The sequence below is a fragment of the Streptomyces sp. NPDC048275 genome (assembly GCF_040652275.1).
Classification (GTDB): domain Bacteria; phylum Actinomycetota; class Actinomycetes; order Streptomycetales; family Streptomycetaceae; genus Streptomyces.
The window spans coordinates 44,310-58,690 of sequence record NZ_JBEZLR010000011.1; the positions used below are offsets into that span (position 1 = coordinate 44,310).

Below are 14,381 nucleotides of genomic sequence, written 5' to 3' on the forward strand. Positions count from 1 at the left end.
CTACAGGTTGCCGCGCTTCTCCTGCTCCCGTTCGATCGCCTCGAACAGCGCCTTGAAGTTGCCCTTGCCGAAGCCCATGGAGCCGTGCCGTTCGATGATCTCGAAGAAGACGGTCGGGCGGTCCTGGACCGGCTTGGTGAAGATCTGGAGCAGGTAGCCGTCCTCGTCGCGGTCGGCGAGGATCTTGAGCTCGCGCAGGGTGTCGACGGGGACGCGGGTGTCGCCGACCCATTCGCCGAGGGTGTCGTAGTACGAGTCGGGGGTGTCGAGGAACCGGACCCCGGCCGCCCGCATCGTCCGTACCGTCCGCTCGATGTCGTTGGTGTTGAGCGCGATGTGCTGGACGCCCGCGCCGCCGTAGAACTCCAGGTACTCGTCGATCTGGGACTTCTTCTTGGCGATGGCGGGCTCGTTGATCGGGAACTTGACCTTGAGCGTGCCGTCGGCGACGACCTTCGACATCAGCGCGCTGTACTCGGTGGCGATGTCGTCGCCCACGAACTCCTTCATGTTCGTGAAGCCCATGACCTTGTTGTAGAAGCCGACCCATTCGTTCATCCGGCCGAGTTCGACGTTGCCGACGCAGTGGTCGATGGCCTGGAAGGTGCGGTGGGCGGGCGGCTCGACGATCGGGTCGGCGGCCGTGTAGCCGGGGAGGTACGGGCCGTCGTACCCGGTCCGCTCGACGAGCGTGTGCCGGGTCTCGCCGTACGTGGCGATCGCGGCCATGACGACCGTGCCGTGCTCGTCCTTCAGCTCGTACGGCTCGGCGAGCGGGCGGGCGCCGTGCTCGACGGCGTACGCGTACGCGGCGCGCGCGTCCGGGACCTCGATGGCGAGGTCGACGACGCCGTCGCCGTGCGCGGCCACGTGCTCGGCGAGGAAGTGGCCCCAGGTGGTGGCGGGCTTGATGACGGAGGTGAGGACGAAGCGCGCCGAGCCGTTCGTGAGGACGTACGAGGCGGTCTCGCGGCTGCCGGTCTCCGGTCCGGAGTAGGCGACCAGCCGCATGCCGAAGGCGGTGGAGTAGTAGTGCGCGGCCTGTTTGGCGTTGCCGACGGCAAAGACGACCGCGTCCATTCCCTTGACCGGGAAGGGGTCTGCCTGCCGGGCGGTGTCGGGAGTGCGGTGTGTGGTCTGCGTCATGGGGGAAGCGTCGCCCCGGTCTGCAAGCTGCGCAATAGTTTGCGGATTCACTGGTCAATCTGTTCAGTGGTGGGTAGGGACCGGTTGACTTTCTGTACAAGATGACCAGCCCGCGAGGGAGCCGGAGGGGCGCGCCTGTGCCGAGAGGACGAACGCGCGGAGGCCCGAAGGGCTGAGCACGATCGTCCTCTCGGCACAGGCTGTAGCGCCCCGCAGGCGAACGAGCCAAAAAAAGGGGGAGGCTGTCGTGGCGATCGACCATCTGGATGGGCGGATCATCGTGCTGCTGGCACGGGAGCCGCGCATCGGCGTCCTGGAGATGTCCCGGCGGCTCGGCGTCGCGCGCGGCACCGTGCAGGCCCGCCTGGACCGGCTTCAATCGAATGGAGTCATCCGGGGATTCGGCCCGCAGGTGGATCCCGCCGCGCTCGGATACCCCGTCACGGCCTTCGCGACGCTGCAGATCAGACAGGGCCAAGGCCCCGACGTACGAGCCCACTTGGCGACCGTTCCGGAGGTGCTGGAGCTGCACACCACCACCGGTGGCGGCGACATGCTGTGCCGGCTGGTGGCCCGCTCGAACGCCGATCTCCAACGTGTGATCGACCGGGTAGTCGGTTTTGATGGCATTGTCCGGGCCTCCACGGCGATCGTCATGGAGAACCCCGTTCCGCTGCGGATCATCCCGCTGGTGGAACAGGCGGCAACCGAGCACTGACCGATGACCGGGTGAGGTGGCGTGAACTTCTGGGAGTACGTGAGCAGCCACCATCAGCAGCTGCTCACGGACGCGTACCAACACGCCAGCGCGGTCTTCCAGTGCATGGTCGTCGCGACCGTGATCGGTGTGGTGATCGGCGTCGCCACCTATCGCAACGACGTGGCGGGCAACCTCGCCACGACCACCACCTCCGCGATTCTGACCATGCCGTCGCTCGCCATGATCGGTCTGCTGATCCCGATCGTGGGCCTGGGTGTCCCGCCGACGGTGATCGCGCTGACGCTGTACGGGCTGCTGCCGATCGTGCGCAACGCGATCGTGGGCCTGCGCGGCGTCGACCCCACGCTGGTGGACGCGGCGACGGGCATCGGCATGTCGCGCCTGGCCCGGCTGGCGCGGGTCGAGCTGCCGCTCGCCTGGCCGCCGATCCTCACCGGGATCCGGATCTCCACGCAGATGCTGATGGGCATCGCGGCGATCGCGGCGTACGCGTCCGGGCCCGGCCTCGGCAACGAGATCTTCCGTGGCCTCGCCTCCCTGGGCAGCAAGAACGCGCTCAACCAGGTGCTCGCGGGCACGCTCGGAATCATCATCCTGGCACTGCTGTTCGACGCCGCGTACGTCCTCATCGGACGGTTGACCATCTCCAGGGGGATCCGTGCCTGAGACGCCCACGGACACCGAGGCGCAGACCTCCGGCGCCACCATCGAGCTGGAGCACCTCACCAAGCGCTACCCCGGCAGCCGCGACCCCGCCGTGGACAGCGTCAACATGGAGATCAAGGCGGGCGAGCTGGTCGTCTTCGTGGGCCCCTCGGGATGCGGCAAGTCCACCACCCTGAAGATGATCAACCGGCTCATCGAACCGACGGGCGGACGCATCCGCATCGGCGGGGAGGACGTCACCGACATGGACCCGGTGAAACTGCGTCGCAAGATCGGGTACGCGATCCAGTCGTCCGGACTCTTCCCGCACATGACGGTCGCCCAGAACATCGCCCTCGTACCGAAGATGGCCGGCTGGCCGAAGGGGCGGATCAAGGCGCGCGTCGCGGAGATGCTGGACCTGGTCGGCCTCGACCCGGGCGAGTTCCACGGCCGCTATCCGCGCCAGCTCTCCGGCGGCCAGCAGCAGCGCGTGGGTGTGGCGCGGGCGCTCGCGGCCGACCCGCCCGTCCTGCTGATGGACGAGCCCTTCGGAGCCGTGGACCCGATCACCCGCGACCACCTCCAGGACGAGCTGATCCGGCTCCAGCACGAGCTGCACAAGACGATCGTCTTCGTCACCCATGACTTCGACGAGGCGATCAAGCTCGGTGACCGGATCGCGGTCCTTCGCGAGCGCTCGCACATCGCGCAGTTCGACACCCCGGAGGCGATCCTCACCAACCCGGCCGACGACTTCGTGTCCGGGTTCGTGGGCGCGGGGGCGGCACTGAAGCGGCTCAACCTCACCCGCGTACGGGATGTGGAGGTCACCGACTACCCGACCGTGACCGTGGACCACCCGCTCCAGGAGATCTTCAACAAGCTCCGGAGCAGCGGTACGAACGAGATCCTGCTGCTGGACAAGCGGCGCCGCCCCTACAAGTGGCTGCGGCGCGGCGATCTGATGCGGGCCAAGGGCTCGCTGGCGCGGGCGGGCACGCTGGTGCACGACACGGTGACCCTGGACGCGACGCTCCGGGACGCCCTGGAGGCCGTGCTCATCGACAACACGGGCCGGGTCGCCGTCACCGGGCGGCGCGGCGAGTTCATCGGCGTCGTCGACATGGAGACGCTGATGAACTCGGTGCAGGAGATGCTGGAGGCCGACCGGCTGGAGGCGATGGAACACCAGCACGAGCTGGAGGAGGCGCGCGCCCAGCAGACCCACTTCGAGCAGGAGGGCGTGGGCGAGGGGGAGGCGAAGGCGTGAGCACTCCCCCGCAGGAGCAGCGGCCCGAGGGCGAGCACGAGGTCAAGGGTCTCGCCTTCCGGGACGAGGGCGAGGCCGAGCAGGAGGCCCCGCCGCCGCGGACCGTCACGCTCAAGCCGCGCATCACCTGGCAGAAGCTGACCTTCCTGCCCACCCTCGTCGTGGCCGTGCTGCTCGCCACCTGGATCTGGTTCCAGCAGGCGCAGCTCGACGCGATCTCCGAGAACGCGCTGTCGAACGGGCAGGTGTCGAAGGCCCTGTGGCAGCACATCCAGCTGACCGCGATCTCCACGTTCTTCGTGCTGATCATCGCGATCCCGCTGGGCGTCCTGCTCACCCGCAAGGCGTTCCGGAAGGCGACGCCGTTCGCGATGACCGTCGCCAACATGGGTCAGGCCACCCCGGCGATCGGCCTGTTGGCGCTCCTGGTCATCTGGCTCGGCACCGGCGAGAAGTCGGCCCTGATCGGCATCATCATCTACGCCATCCTGCCGGTCCTCTCCAACACGATCGCCGGGCTGAAGGCGAACGACCCGACCCTCCTGGAGGCCGCGCGCGGCATCGGCATGTCGCCCCTGGGGGTGCTGCAGCGGATCGAACTCCCGCTGGCCGTCCCGCTGATCCTCGCGGGGGTACGCACGGCGCTGGTCCTGAACGTGGGCACGGCGACCCTCGCCACCTTCGGCGGGGGCGGCGGTCTCGGCGTTCTCATCACCACCGGCATCACCACCCAGCGCATGCCCGTCCTCGTCCTCGGCTCGATCCTCACGGTCGCGCTGGCGCTGCTCGTGGACTGGCTCGCGTCACTGGCCGAGCTGCTGCTGAGGCCACGTGGGCTGGAGGCGGACTCATGAGGCGCGGGCGTACGTGTCCGGTGCTGGCCGGGGTGCTGGTGCTGGCCGCCGGCTGCGGGCTGACCAGCGGCTCCCCCATGGTCGACGACGTGGAACCCGGTTCGATCGGGCAGGGGCTGCCGCTCGAGGGCGCCGACCTGACGGTCGCCTCGAAGGAGTTCACCGAGCAGCTGATCCTCGGCGCGATCATGGGCATCGCCTTCGAGGCGGCCGGCGCGAACGTGCTCGACCGCACCGGGATCCAGGGGTCGATCGGCGCCCGCGAGGCACTCAAGAGCGGTGACGTGGACGGCATGTACGAGTACACGGGCACCGCCTGGATCACGTACCTCGGCAACAGCACGCCCATCCCCGACCCGCAGCGGCAGTGGCAGGCGGTGCACGACGCGGATCTGAAGAACGGGATCACCTGGCTGCCGCCGTCCACGCTCAACAACACCTACGCGCTCGCCATGAACCAGGCCAACTTCAAGAAGTACCGCACGACGACGCTCTCGGACGTGGCCGCGCTGTCCAAGTCGGACCCGGGCGCGGTCACGGTGTGCGTGGAGAGCGAGTTCGCCAACCGGGCCGACGGTCTGCCGGGCATGCAGAAGGCGTACGGGATGGATCTGCCCGCCAAGAACATCACGCAGATGGACACCGGGATCATCTACACCCAGGTGGCGAAGGGGAGTTGTACGTACGGCGAGGTGTTCACCACCGACGGGCGCATCAAGTCGATGAACCTGGTGGTGATGGCGGACGACAAGAAGTTCTTCCCCAACTACAACGCGGCACCCGCGATCAACTCCAAGGCCCTGGAGAAGTACCCGGCGATCGCCGAGGTCCTCGACCCGATCACCAAGAAGCTCAACAACACGGTGGCGCAGGAACTGAACGCCAAGGTGGACGTGGACGGGCAGGACCCGCACCAGGTGGCGCTGGACTGGATGAAGCAGGAGGGGTTCGTCAAGGGAGGGTGACGACTCACCCCGGGTGGCCGTCGCCGCGCGTCAACAGCTCGGTACCGAGCCCGTGCCCTTCTCCAGGGCGACCAGGGCATCGACCGTGCCCTTCAGCGTGGTCACCGGAATCAGCCGCAGCCCCTTCGGCAGCTCCGTCTCGGCGTCCGCGCACTCCGCCTTCGGGACCAGGAACACGGTGGCGCCGTCGCGCCGGGCGGCCTGTGTCTTCAGGGCGACGCCACCGACCGCGCCCACCGTGCCGTCGGCGTCTATCGTCCCCGTACCCGCGATGTTGCGGCCGCCCGTGAGGTCGCCGCCGCTGCCGTCGCCGTCCAGCTTGTCGATGATGCCGAGGGTGAAGAGCAGCCCGGCGCTGGGCCCGCCGACGTCGGCCAGCCGGAGCGTGACCTTCACGTCGTTCTTCTCACCGAGGTAGGACAGGGCCGCCTCGGTGGCCGTGTCCTGGGACTCCCGCATCTCGGCGGCGTTGTGCTGCTCGATCTCCTTGACGGTGTCCCCGCTCGGGTAGACCGAGTCGCGGGGCATCACCGCCCGGTCCGTACGGAACCAGCTGTCGACGACGTCACCGAGGCCGACGGTCGCGTCCGGCCCCGTCGCCTCGATCGTCGTCATCCGCAGCTGCCCGCTGGTCTTGCGGGTGGGCGCCCCACTGATCGTGATCACCGGTTCGCCCTTGTTCTCGCCGAGGACGTTCGCCGTCATGCCGGGCTGCGTCAGGGAGAAGGGCAGCGGTGCGAACGCCGCCGTGGCGAGCAGGGCCACGACGGGCAGGGCGCAGACGGCGACGGCCCGGGGGCGCGTGAGGCGAGAGAGCACGGGATCAATCTAACTTGACCGCTGGGTAAGGCCCCCGTACAGGTCCCGCCGCGCGGTCGTGAAGCGCCGCAGCGCCTCCGGCAGCGGTTCGATACCGATGCCCGGGGTGCGCGGAACCGGCAGATGTCCGTCCACCAGGACGAACGGCTCGGTGATGTCCTCGGCGAAGTAGCGGCTGGACGCGGAGGTGTCACCGGGGAGGGTGAAGCCGGGGAGCGCGGCGAGCGCGAGGTTGGGCGCGCGGCCGATGCCCGTCTCCAGCATGCCGCCGCACCACACCGGCACTCCGTGCGCGTGGGCGACGTCGTGGACGCGGCGGGCCTCCAGGTAGCCGCCGACGCGGGCGGGCTTCACATTGACCACCCGGCAGGCGTCCATGGCGATCGCGGACGCGGTGTCGCGGGCGCTGTGCAGCGATTCGTCGAGGCAGACGGGGGTGGCGAGGCGCTGCTGGAGCCGGGCGTGGGCGTGCAGGTTGTTCTCCTCCAGCGGTTCCTCGATGAGCAGCAGCCCGAACTCGTCGAGCCCCCGCAGTCGCTCGGCGTCCGCGAGCGAGTACGCCGTGTTGGCGTCGACCTGGAGCGGCAGCGCATCCCCGAAGCGGTCGCGCACGGCCCGTACGGGAGCCAGGTCCCAGCCCGGTTCGATCTTCAGCTTGATGCGGACGTACCCCTCGTCGAGATAGCGCTCGACGTCGTCGAGGAGCGCCCCGAGGGAGTCCTTGATGCCGACGGACACGCCTGCGGGTACCCGGTCGTGGACGGCCCCGAGGTAGGTCGCCAGCGACATGCCGTACGCGCGCAGCTCGGCGTCGAGGACCGCCGTCTCCAGGGCGGCCTTGGCCAGCTCGTGGCCCTTGATCTTCGCCATCGCGGGCGCGAGCGCGGCGGCCGTGAGGTCGGGCAGGGCGGCCACGCGCGGCAGCAGGAAGTCGCGGAGCACGATCTCGGCGCCGGTCACGAACTCCGAGCAGTACAGCGGCTCGGGGTCGGCGGCGAACTCCGACCAGCCCTCGGCCGTGTCCGTGACGACGTGCAGCAGGAAGGTGTCCTTCGTCGTCATCGTGCCGAAGGAGGTGCGGAAGGGGGTGACGAGGGGGAGGGCGATGTGGACGACTTCGACGCGTTCGAGCTTCATGCGGCGCCTTCCGTGGAGGGGCGGGTGAGGGTGTACCAGCCGTCGCGGGACATCCCCGTGGCGACGTACCCCTCGGCGAAGGCCTCCTTGAAGACCTCGCGGACGGCGTGGCGCCAGCGCAGCGCGAGCGACGGCTCGGCGGCGCGCAGCTTGACGATGTCGTCCGGGACACGGCACCACACGTACCGGCCGGCGAGGTCGCGGCGCGCGAGGGGGGCGCCATCGGGGGCGACGCGAGTGGCGGGGGCGCCTTCGCGGTCGCCCGGGTGCTGCGGCGTACGGGGATGGACGAGATCCCAGGTCACCGTCAGCCGGTCGCTCTCGTCCCCGTCGTTGACCCCGTCGGCCATCGGCCCGTAGAAGTCGACGAGGTACTCGGTGCCGGTGGCGCCCAGTTTGACCAGGTTGAAGCGGGCGTTGCGGCCGACCAGGGGGTCGAAGGTCCAGCGCATGGTGCGGGCGCCGTGCTCCAGGGCCCAGACGCGCTGGGCCTGCTTCACGGCGTACCCGACCCCGCGGTCGGAGGCGGCGGCAGCGGCCACGAAGGAGTACACGTCGGCGTGGGCGGGCGGCCCGAAGACGGCGACGGCGGCTCCGGCGAGACGGGTTCCGTCATAGGCCGCGTGCACCGCGCCGCCCGCGTGGACGAGGCTGTGCAGCACCTCGGCCGGGTAGGGCGGGGTGCTGCGCGGGGTCTGCCAGACGTCGCTGAAGAAGTCGGTCACGGCGGCGATGCCGGTGACGTCGTGGACGGTACGGAGGGTGACTCCGGCCGCGCGGGCGGCGGCCGCAGCGAGATCACGTGCTCCCGTGGCTCCTGTCATGAGTCGAGTCTCGGAGCTCGCGGCCGCGCTCACGTTGTGCGGCAGGACAACACCCGCGTACGTTCGTGATGAGATCGGCTAACCAACCTGGAAGGGGCCCGCGTGGACGCCTGCACCCTCGGCGACCTGCTGGACGTCATCGGCGGCCCCTCCGTACGGCTGCACACCGCGCCCCGCGGGCTCACCGTGCCCGTCACCGAGGCGCTGCTGTACGACGCCCACGCGCCGCTCCCGCGTGCCCCCGGGGCGCTGCTGCTGGCGGTCGGGGTGCGCGCGTCCGCGGCCGGGCCGCTGGCGCGGGCGGCGGCCCAGGCCGGGATGAGCGGGCTCGTCGTACGCGGCCCGGACGGCCCGCTCGCGGAGGCGGAGTCGGCGGGTGTGGCCCTGCTCTCCGTGGACGAGGACGCCGCCTGGCACCAGGTGCACCTGCTGTTCGCCTCGGCGATCGGCGCGCTCCCTCAGGGGCCCGGCCTCACCGGGACAGGAGGGATCCCCGGGACGGCCGCCCTCGGTGATCTGTTCGCCCTGGCCGACGCCGTCGCTGCGGCCGTCGGCGGCGCCACCGCCGTCGAGGACCCGCGGCAGCGGATCCTCGCGTACTCGACGGTCCCGGGCCAGGCGGTGGACGAGGACCGCCGCCAGGGCATCCTCGGCCTCCAGGTGCCGGGGAGCCCGGAGAACTCGGAGCAGTACCGGACGCTGTTCGCGGCGCGGGGAGTGGTCCGGCTGCCCGCGCTGGCCGGGAGGGACAACCTCCCCCGCCTCGCCGTGGCCGTCCGCGCCGGCGGCGAGACCCTCGGGTCGCTGTGGGTCGTCGACGACGGCGGCCTCGCGCCGGACGCCGAGGAGGCGCTCACGCAGGGGGCGTCCACGGCGGCGCTGCTCCTGCTACGGGCGCGGGCCGCGCAGGAACTGGCCCGGCACCAGGACGGGGACCTGCTGCGCCGCCTGCTCGACGGCACCGCGGACCCGGCGGGCGCCGCCCACCGCCTGGGCCTGGACACCGTACGGGTGGCCGCGTTCGTCCTCGACTCCACGGCGCCCGCCCCCGACGGCGAGCAGACCGCGCTACGGCTCCTGGACCTCGTACGACTGCAGTGCGAGACCCGCTACGGGCGGCAGGCGTGCGTGTTGGTCGACGGGGTCGTGTACGCGCTGCTGCCGGCGCCCGGCGAGCACGGCGGGGCGCGTGAGCCGCAGGGGCGCGCCGGTGTCGAGCGGCCGAGCGCGCCAAGGCCCGGAGGGGTGAGCACGGTCGGCCGCTCGGCACCGGCCGGAGCGCCCCGGAGGCGAACAAACAGACACAGCCACAAGGGGCTCGCCGAGGACATCGTGCGGCGGGCCGGACAGGCGCTGCGGGTGCCCGTGCGGGCGGGCCTCGGGGATGTCGTGGCGGGGCTCGCGGAAGTGCCGGCCTCCCGCGCCGACGCGGACCTCGTGCTGCGTGTCGTGGGACCCGAGCTGCCGGTGGCGTCGGTGGACGAGGTGCGCCCGCGCGTCACCCTGCTCCGGCTCACCGAAGTACTCGGCGAGCGGCGGGAGTTGAGCGCCGGATCGTGGCGGGGGGTGCTGGCGTACGACACCGAGCACGGCACCGACTACGCCCGCACCCTCATCGCCTGGCTGGACGCGGGCTGCGACATGGCGGGCGCGGCGCGGCTGCTCGCCGTGCACCCCAACACCTGCCGCTACCGCCTCAAGCAGGCCCAGCAACAGCTCGGCATCGACCTCGACGATCCCGACGAACGGCTGGTGCTGTGGCTGCAGTTGAGGACGCTGGGCGGGCTCGACGCCCGCCACTGAGCCGCCTTCAGTTCACGTCCACGTCCTCGAAGACCTCCAGCATGCGCGTCAGCACCCGTACACACGTCTGCACGTCCGCGTCGGTCAGGTCGCCGCGCACGCGCTTCAGCAACGCGCTCTCGCGGGTGATCACCGCGTCGATGGCCGAACGGCCGTCGTCGGTCAGCCGGATCAGCGAGGACCGCTGGTGCGCGGGGTTGGCCATGGCCTCGACCAGCCCGTGGGCCGCCGCCTCATTGACCATCCGCTGCACGAACTGACGGCTGAGCGCCTGCGCGCGCCCCATCTGGGGGACCGTCAGGGGGCCCTGCGCACGCAGGAGGTCCAGGACGGCGCGCACGCCGATGGACAGGCCTTCGATCGGCTCGTTCAGCTCCACCTTGCGGGTCACGCGCCGATACAGGGGCCCCAGCACGGCGAACACCTCGTACAGGCGGGGGGCGAGGTCATCGGGGGCCAGTGGGTTGTTCTCGTCGGACTTGCTGTCGTCGGGTTCGCTGTCGTCGGGTTCGCTGTCGTCGGTCATGGAAACAGGATGACACCTTGGTTGCCAAGTCCCCGCCAACATGACACCTTAGTTGTCATGACTGATGCCGCTCAGGTGTTCATGTTCGAGTCCGCCGACGGCCCGCTCGCCTACCGCGAGGCCGGCACGGGCCCCCCGCTGGTGCTGCTGCACGGCGGCTTCACCGACCACCGCATGTGGGACGCCCTGGTGCCGCTCCTCGCGGTCGGCCACCGGGTGATCGCGCCCGACGCCCGCGGCCACGGCCGGTCGGCCAACGCGACGAAGCCTTTCCGTGCCGCCGACGACCTCGCCGCCCTCCTGCGCCACCTGGACACGGGCCCCGCGATCCTCGTCGGGATGTCGATGGGCGGGGCCACCGCTGTCGACACCACGCTGGAGCACCCGGACCTCGTCCGCGCGCTCGTCGTCAGCGGCGCCGGAATCACCGACCCCGAGGACATCGGCCCCTGGACCCTGGACGTCATGAACCGCGGGGGCGGCGCCCTGGCGGCCGGCGACATCGAGGGCTGGGTCGACATCTTCACGTCGGCCGTGTCCGGCCCGTATCGCACGCTCGAGGAGGTGGACCCGGAGGTCGTACGGCGGGTGCGGGAAATGGCGCGGGGGACTATTTCCAAGCACACGCCGGACGAACCCGACCGGTCCGTCCCGGTGACCGACATCGCGGCGCGCGCCAAGACCATCACGGTCCCCGTCCTGGCCATCAACGGCGCCCTGGACGCGGCCGATCTGATCGCGATGGCCGACCGCCTCGTCGACGCCGTCGCCGACGGCCGCACGGCCACCGTCGAGGGCGCCGCCCACTACGCCAACATGGAACAGCCGTACGTCTTCACCAAGTTCCTGATGGAGTGGCTCAGCCGCCTCCCCGCGTGAGCCACTCCGTCAACCGCTCCTCGTACGCCCGCGGCCGCACGGCGGGGACGTACTCCCCCGCCGTGTGCGCGAGGACCGGACGCGCCCGGGACGACCTCGGTGAGGTCGACAGGAGCGGTCACGCCTCCCCCTTGGACGCGAGCTTCGAGTGCCTGATCCCGTAGAGCCAGTAGATGACCAGCCCGACGGCCATCCACCCACCGAACGCGACCCACGTGTCCGTCCCCAGGCTGAACAGCATGTACGCGCAGAAGCCCACGCCCAGGATCGGCGTCACCGGCGAGAAGGGCACCCGGAAGGACCGGGGCGCCTCGGGGCTGCGGCGGCGCAGCAGGATGACCGCCAGGTTGACCAGCATGAAGGCGAAGAGCGTGCCGATGCTGGTGGCGTCGGCGAGCGCGCCCAGCGGGACGAGGGCCGCGAGTACGGCGATGAACGCGGAGACGATCACGGTGTTGGCGCGCGGCACCCCGGTGGTGGGGTGCACCTTGGCGAACAGCGGCGGCACCAGCCCGTCGCGGGACATCGCGAAGAGGATGCGGATCTGTCCGTACTGCACGGTGAGCACGACGCTCGTGGTGGCGACGACCGCACCGATGGAGAGGAGGATCGGCCACAGGCTGCCGCCGCCCACCGACTGCACGAGCACCTCGCTCAGCGTGGCCTCCGTGCCCTCGAACTTCTGCCACGGCATCGCGCCGAGCGCGGCGACCGCGACAAGGACGTACAGGGCGGTGACGAGGACGAGGGAAAGGATGATGGCGCGCGGCAGATCACGCTGCGGGTTCTTGGCCTCTTCACCAGCGGTGGAGGCGGCGTCGAAGCCGATGTAGGAGAAGAACAGCGAGGCGGCGCCCGCGCTCATACCGGCGGTGCCGAGCGGGAAGAGGGGCGTGAAGTTCCCGGCGCGGAAGGCGGTGAAGGCGACCGCGCAGAACATCACGAGGGCGGCGATCTTCACGCCGACCATGATGGTGTTCGCGACGGCGCTCTCCTTCGCTCCCCGCAGCAGTACGACCATGGACAGGACGACGATGGCGGCGGCGGGGATGTTGAGCACACCGCCGTCGCCGGGCGGCGCGCTGAGCGTGTCGGGCAGGGTGACGCCGACGGTCAGCTCCAGCAGTTCGTTGACGTACTGCCCCCAGCCGACCGCGACGGCGGCCACGGACACCCCGTACTCCAGGATCAGACACCAGCCGCAGACCCAGGCGACGAGCTCACCGAGGGTGGCGTAGGTGTAGCTGTACGAGGAGCCGGAGCCCGGGATCATGCCGGCCAGCTCGGCGTACGACAGCGCGGAGAACAGTGCGGTCACCCCGGCCAGCACGAACGACACGACGATCGCGGGCCCGGCCTCGGGTACGGCCTCTCCGAGCACCACGAAGATGCCGGTGCCGAGCGTGGCCCCCACGCTGAGCAGCGTCAGCTGCCCGACGCCCATGGTCCGCCTGAGCGGACTCCCGGCGGCCTCGGCGACCAGCGATCCGACTCCCTGACGCCGCGTCAACCGGGCAGCCCACCCGCCCCCTTGGCCGCTCTCCGGACGCGTACGTACCGTCTCCACCGGACCACTCCCTCCACCGTTGCGCCTTCAGTGCCCCGATGATGCGGAGGGCGGGGCGGCGAACGGTGGGTGCATCGGCCAGAGATGCCGGCGGCGGTTTGGCGGGTCGGCCAAAGCCGGGGGGTCGCCGGAAACACACGTGCGTGCGCGGCATACGCGGCTGTGGGGTCGGTGGCTGTGGATCCGTGGGTGTGGATCCGTGGCTGTGGATCCGTGGCTGTGGATCCGTGGCTGTGGATCCGTGGCTGTGGGCCAACAGCCGTCGGTCGACAGCCGTGGGTCAGCGCAACGCGTCCGCGACCTCTCGCGCCGCGTCCATCACCCGCGCCCCCACGCGCTCCGGCACGGCATCAGCGAGCATGACCACGCCGACACTGCCCTCGACCCCGGTCACGCCGATGAGAGGAGCCGCGGCACCACTCGCGCCCGCCTCCAGCTCCCCGTGCGTGAGGGTGTATCCGGGCCCGGCCACCGGCGCCTGCCGGGCGGCGAGGATCGCGCGGCCCGCGGCTCCTTTGTCCAGCGCGTGCCGGAACCCGGCGCGATAGGCCACGTGGTAGTCGGTCCAGGTCGGCTCGACGACGGCGACGGCGAGGGCCTCGGTCCCGTCGACGAGGGTGAGGTGGGCGGTGGCCCCGATGTCCTCGGCCAGCGCGCGCAACGCGGGCAGCGCGGCCTCCCGTACCAGCGGATGCACCTGGCGGCCCAGCCGCAGCACCCCGAGCCCGACCCGGGCGCGGCCGCCCAGATCACGGCGTACGAGTGCGTGCTGCTCCAGCGTGGCGAGCAACCGGTACACAACGGTCCGGTTGACTCCCAGTTTGTTCGAGAGCTCGGTGACGGTCAGCCCGTGGTCCGTGTCGGCGAGCAGCTTGAGGACGCGCAGTCCCCGGTCGAGCGTCTGAGAGGTCTCCGCGGTCACGACGCCCACTCCTTAGTGGTGAGGTCGACGGCCCCCTCGCGGCGGATGCGTCACCGAGTCCCGTCGGCGACGCGCTTCAGAGGCCGCCGATCGGCTGGCCGCCCGGGTTCCTCCCGGGCTCAGTCGCTTCACGGCTGCGCTCCGCGGCGGCGCTGCCACGGGGCGTGTGCGTAGCGGGACAGTAGCGAGCCGGTTCGCTCAGCGGAAGGCTCCGTCCAGAATCCGGGCAGTGGCTGGTACGGACTCTTTCGCTTTGTCCGGGTACGTACGGAGCTCGGAACTCGGCGTGCACCACCTCTG

Annotated in this window: 14 protein-coding genes; 7 read left to right on the forward strand and 7 right to left on the reverse strand. The window is 70.8% G+C overall.

Translation table 11 applies throughout. The annotated features are described in order from the left end of the window. Positions 1-1,146 (reverse strand): 4-hydroxyphenylpyruvate dioxygenase, encoded by a 1,146-nt coding sequence (hppD, locus tag AB0D57_RS09750; protein ID WP_362069500.1) that lies wholly within the window; start codon positions 1,144-1,146, stop codon positions 1-3. Between the two features lie 247 nt (positions 1,147-1,393). Between hppD and AB0D57_RS09755 the strand changes: the two genes are divergently transcribed. The 5 genes from AB0D57_RS09755 to AB0D57_RS09775 are packed head-to-tail and all read left to right on the forward strand — an operon-like array spanning position 1,394 to position 5,604. Then, a complete protein-coding gene (locus tag AB0D57_RS09755) occupies positions 1,394-1,864 on the forward strand; it encodes an Lrp/AsnC family transcriptional regulator (RefSeq protein WP_362069503.1) in 471 nt (156 codons plus the stop codon). Between the two features lie 21 nt (positions 1,865-1,885). Then, a complete protein-coding gene (locus AB0D57_RS09760) occupies positions 1,886-2,533 on the forward strand; it encodes an ABC transporter permease (RefSeq protein WP_362069506.1) in 648 nt (215 codons plus the stop codon). Next, entirely contained in the window at positions 2,526-3,785 is a 1,260-nt protein-coding gene (locus AB0D57_RS09765; RefSeq protein WP_362069509.1) for a betaine/proline/choline family ABC transporter ATP-binding protein, read from the forward strand. Before AB0D57_RS09760 ends, AB0D57_RS09765 begins: the two co-directional genes overlap by 8 nt. Beyond that, the gene (locus AB0D57_RS09770; protein WP_362069512.1) at positions 3,782-4,639 is read left to right on the forward strand and encodes an ABC transporter permease; all 858 of its coding nucleotides are present in this window, start codon (positions 3,782-3,784) and stop codon (positions 4,637-4,639) included. Before AB0D57_RS09765 ends, AB0D57_RS09770 begins: the two co-directional genes overlap by 4 nt. After that, positions 4,636-5,604, forward strand: a complete 969-nt coding sequence (locus AB0D57_RS09775) for a glycine betaine ABC transporter substrate-binding protein (protein WP_362069515.1) — start codon at positions 4,636-4,638, stop codon at positions 5,602-5,604. The genes AB0D57_RS09770 and AB0D57_RS09775 overlap by 4 nt, the downstream gene beginning before the upstream one ends. 30 nt (positions 5,605-5,634) lie before the next feature. Here AB0D57_RS09775 and AB0D57_RS09780 read toward each other — a convergent pair whose 3' ends face one another. The 3 genes from AB0D57_RS09780 to AB0D57_RS09790 are packed head-to-tail and all read right to left on the reverse strand — an operon-like array spanning position 5,635 to position 8,384. Further along, positions 5,635-6,423, reverse strand: a complete 789-nt coding sequence (locus tag AB0D57_RS09780) for a S16 family serine protease (protein WP_362069518.1) — start codon at positions 6,421-6,423, stop codon at positions 5,635-5,637. Positions 6,424-6,432: 9 nt separating this feature from the next. Further along, complete coding sequence (gene menC / locus AB0D57_RS09785) at positions 6,433-7,560, reverse strand: o-succinylbenzoate synthase (protein ID WP_362069521.1); 1,128 nt, start codon at positions 7,558-7,560, stop codon at positions 6,433-6,435. Then, the gene (locus AB0D57_RS09790) at positions 7,557-8,384 is read right to left on the reverse strand and encodes a chorismate synthase (RefSeq protein WP_362069524.1); all 828 of its coding nucleotides are present in this window, start codon (positions 8,382-8,384) and stop codon (positions 7,557-7,559) included. Before AB0D57_RS09790 ends, menC begins: the two co-directional genes overlap by 4 nt. Positions 8,385-8,486: 102 nt before the next feature. Between AB0D57_RS09790 and AB0D57_RS09795 the strand changes: the two genes are divergently transcribed. After that, the gene (locus AB0D57_RS09795) at positions 8,487-10,187 is read left to right on the forward strand and encodes a helix-turn-helix domain-containing protein (RefSeq protein ID WP_362069527.1); all 1,701 of its coding nucleotides are present in this window, start codon (positions 8,487-8,489) and stop codon (positions 10,185-10,187) included. A gap of 7 nt (positions 10,188-10,194) precedes the next feature. Here AB0D57_RS09795 and AB0D57_RS09800 read toward each other — a convergent pair whose 3' ends face one another. Next, a complete protein-coding gene (locus AB0D57_RS09800) occupies positions 10,195-10,713 on the reverse strand; it encodes a MarR family transcriptional regulator (protein ID WP_362069530.1) in 519 nt (172 codons plus the stop codon). Positions 10,714-10,770: 57 nt separating this feature from the next. Here AB0D57_RS09800 and AB0D57_RS09805 point away from each other — a divergent pair, with 57 nt between their 5' ends. Next, complete coding sequence (locus AB0D57_RS09805) at positions 10,771-11,592, forward strand: alpha/beta fold hydrolase (RefSeq protein WP_362069533.1); 822 nt, start codon at positions 10,771-10,773, stop codon at positions 11,590-11,592. Positions 11,593-11,710: 118 nt separating this feature from the next. Here AB0D57_RS09805 and AB0D57_RS09810 read toward each other — a convergent pair whose 3' ends face one another. Then, positions 11,711-13,159 (reverse strand): amino acid permease, encoded by a 1,449-nt coding sequence (locus AB0D57_RS09810; protein ID WP_362069535.1) that lies wholly within the window; start codon positions 13,157-13,159, stop codon positions 11,711-11,713. 280 nt (positions 13,160-13,439) lie between these two features. After that, entirely contained in the window at positions 13,440-14,081 is a 642-nt protein-coding gene (locus tag AB0D57_RS09815; RefSeq protein ID WP_362069537.1) for a helix-turn-helix domain-containing protein, read from the reverse strand. Between the last annotated feature and the right edge of the window lie 300 nt (positions 14,082-14,381).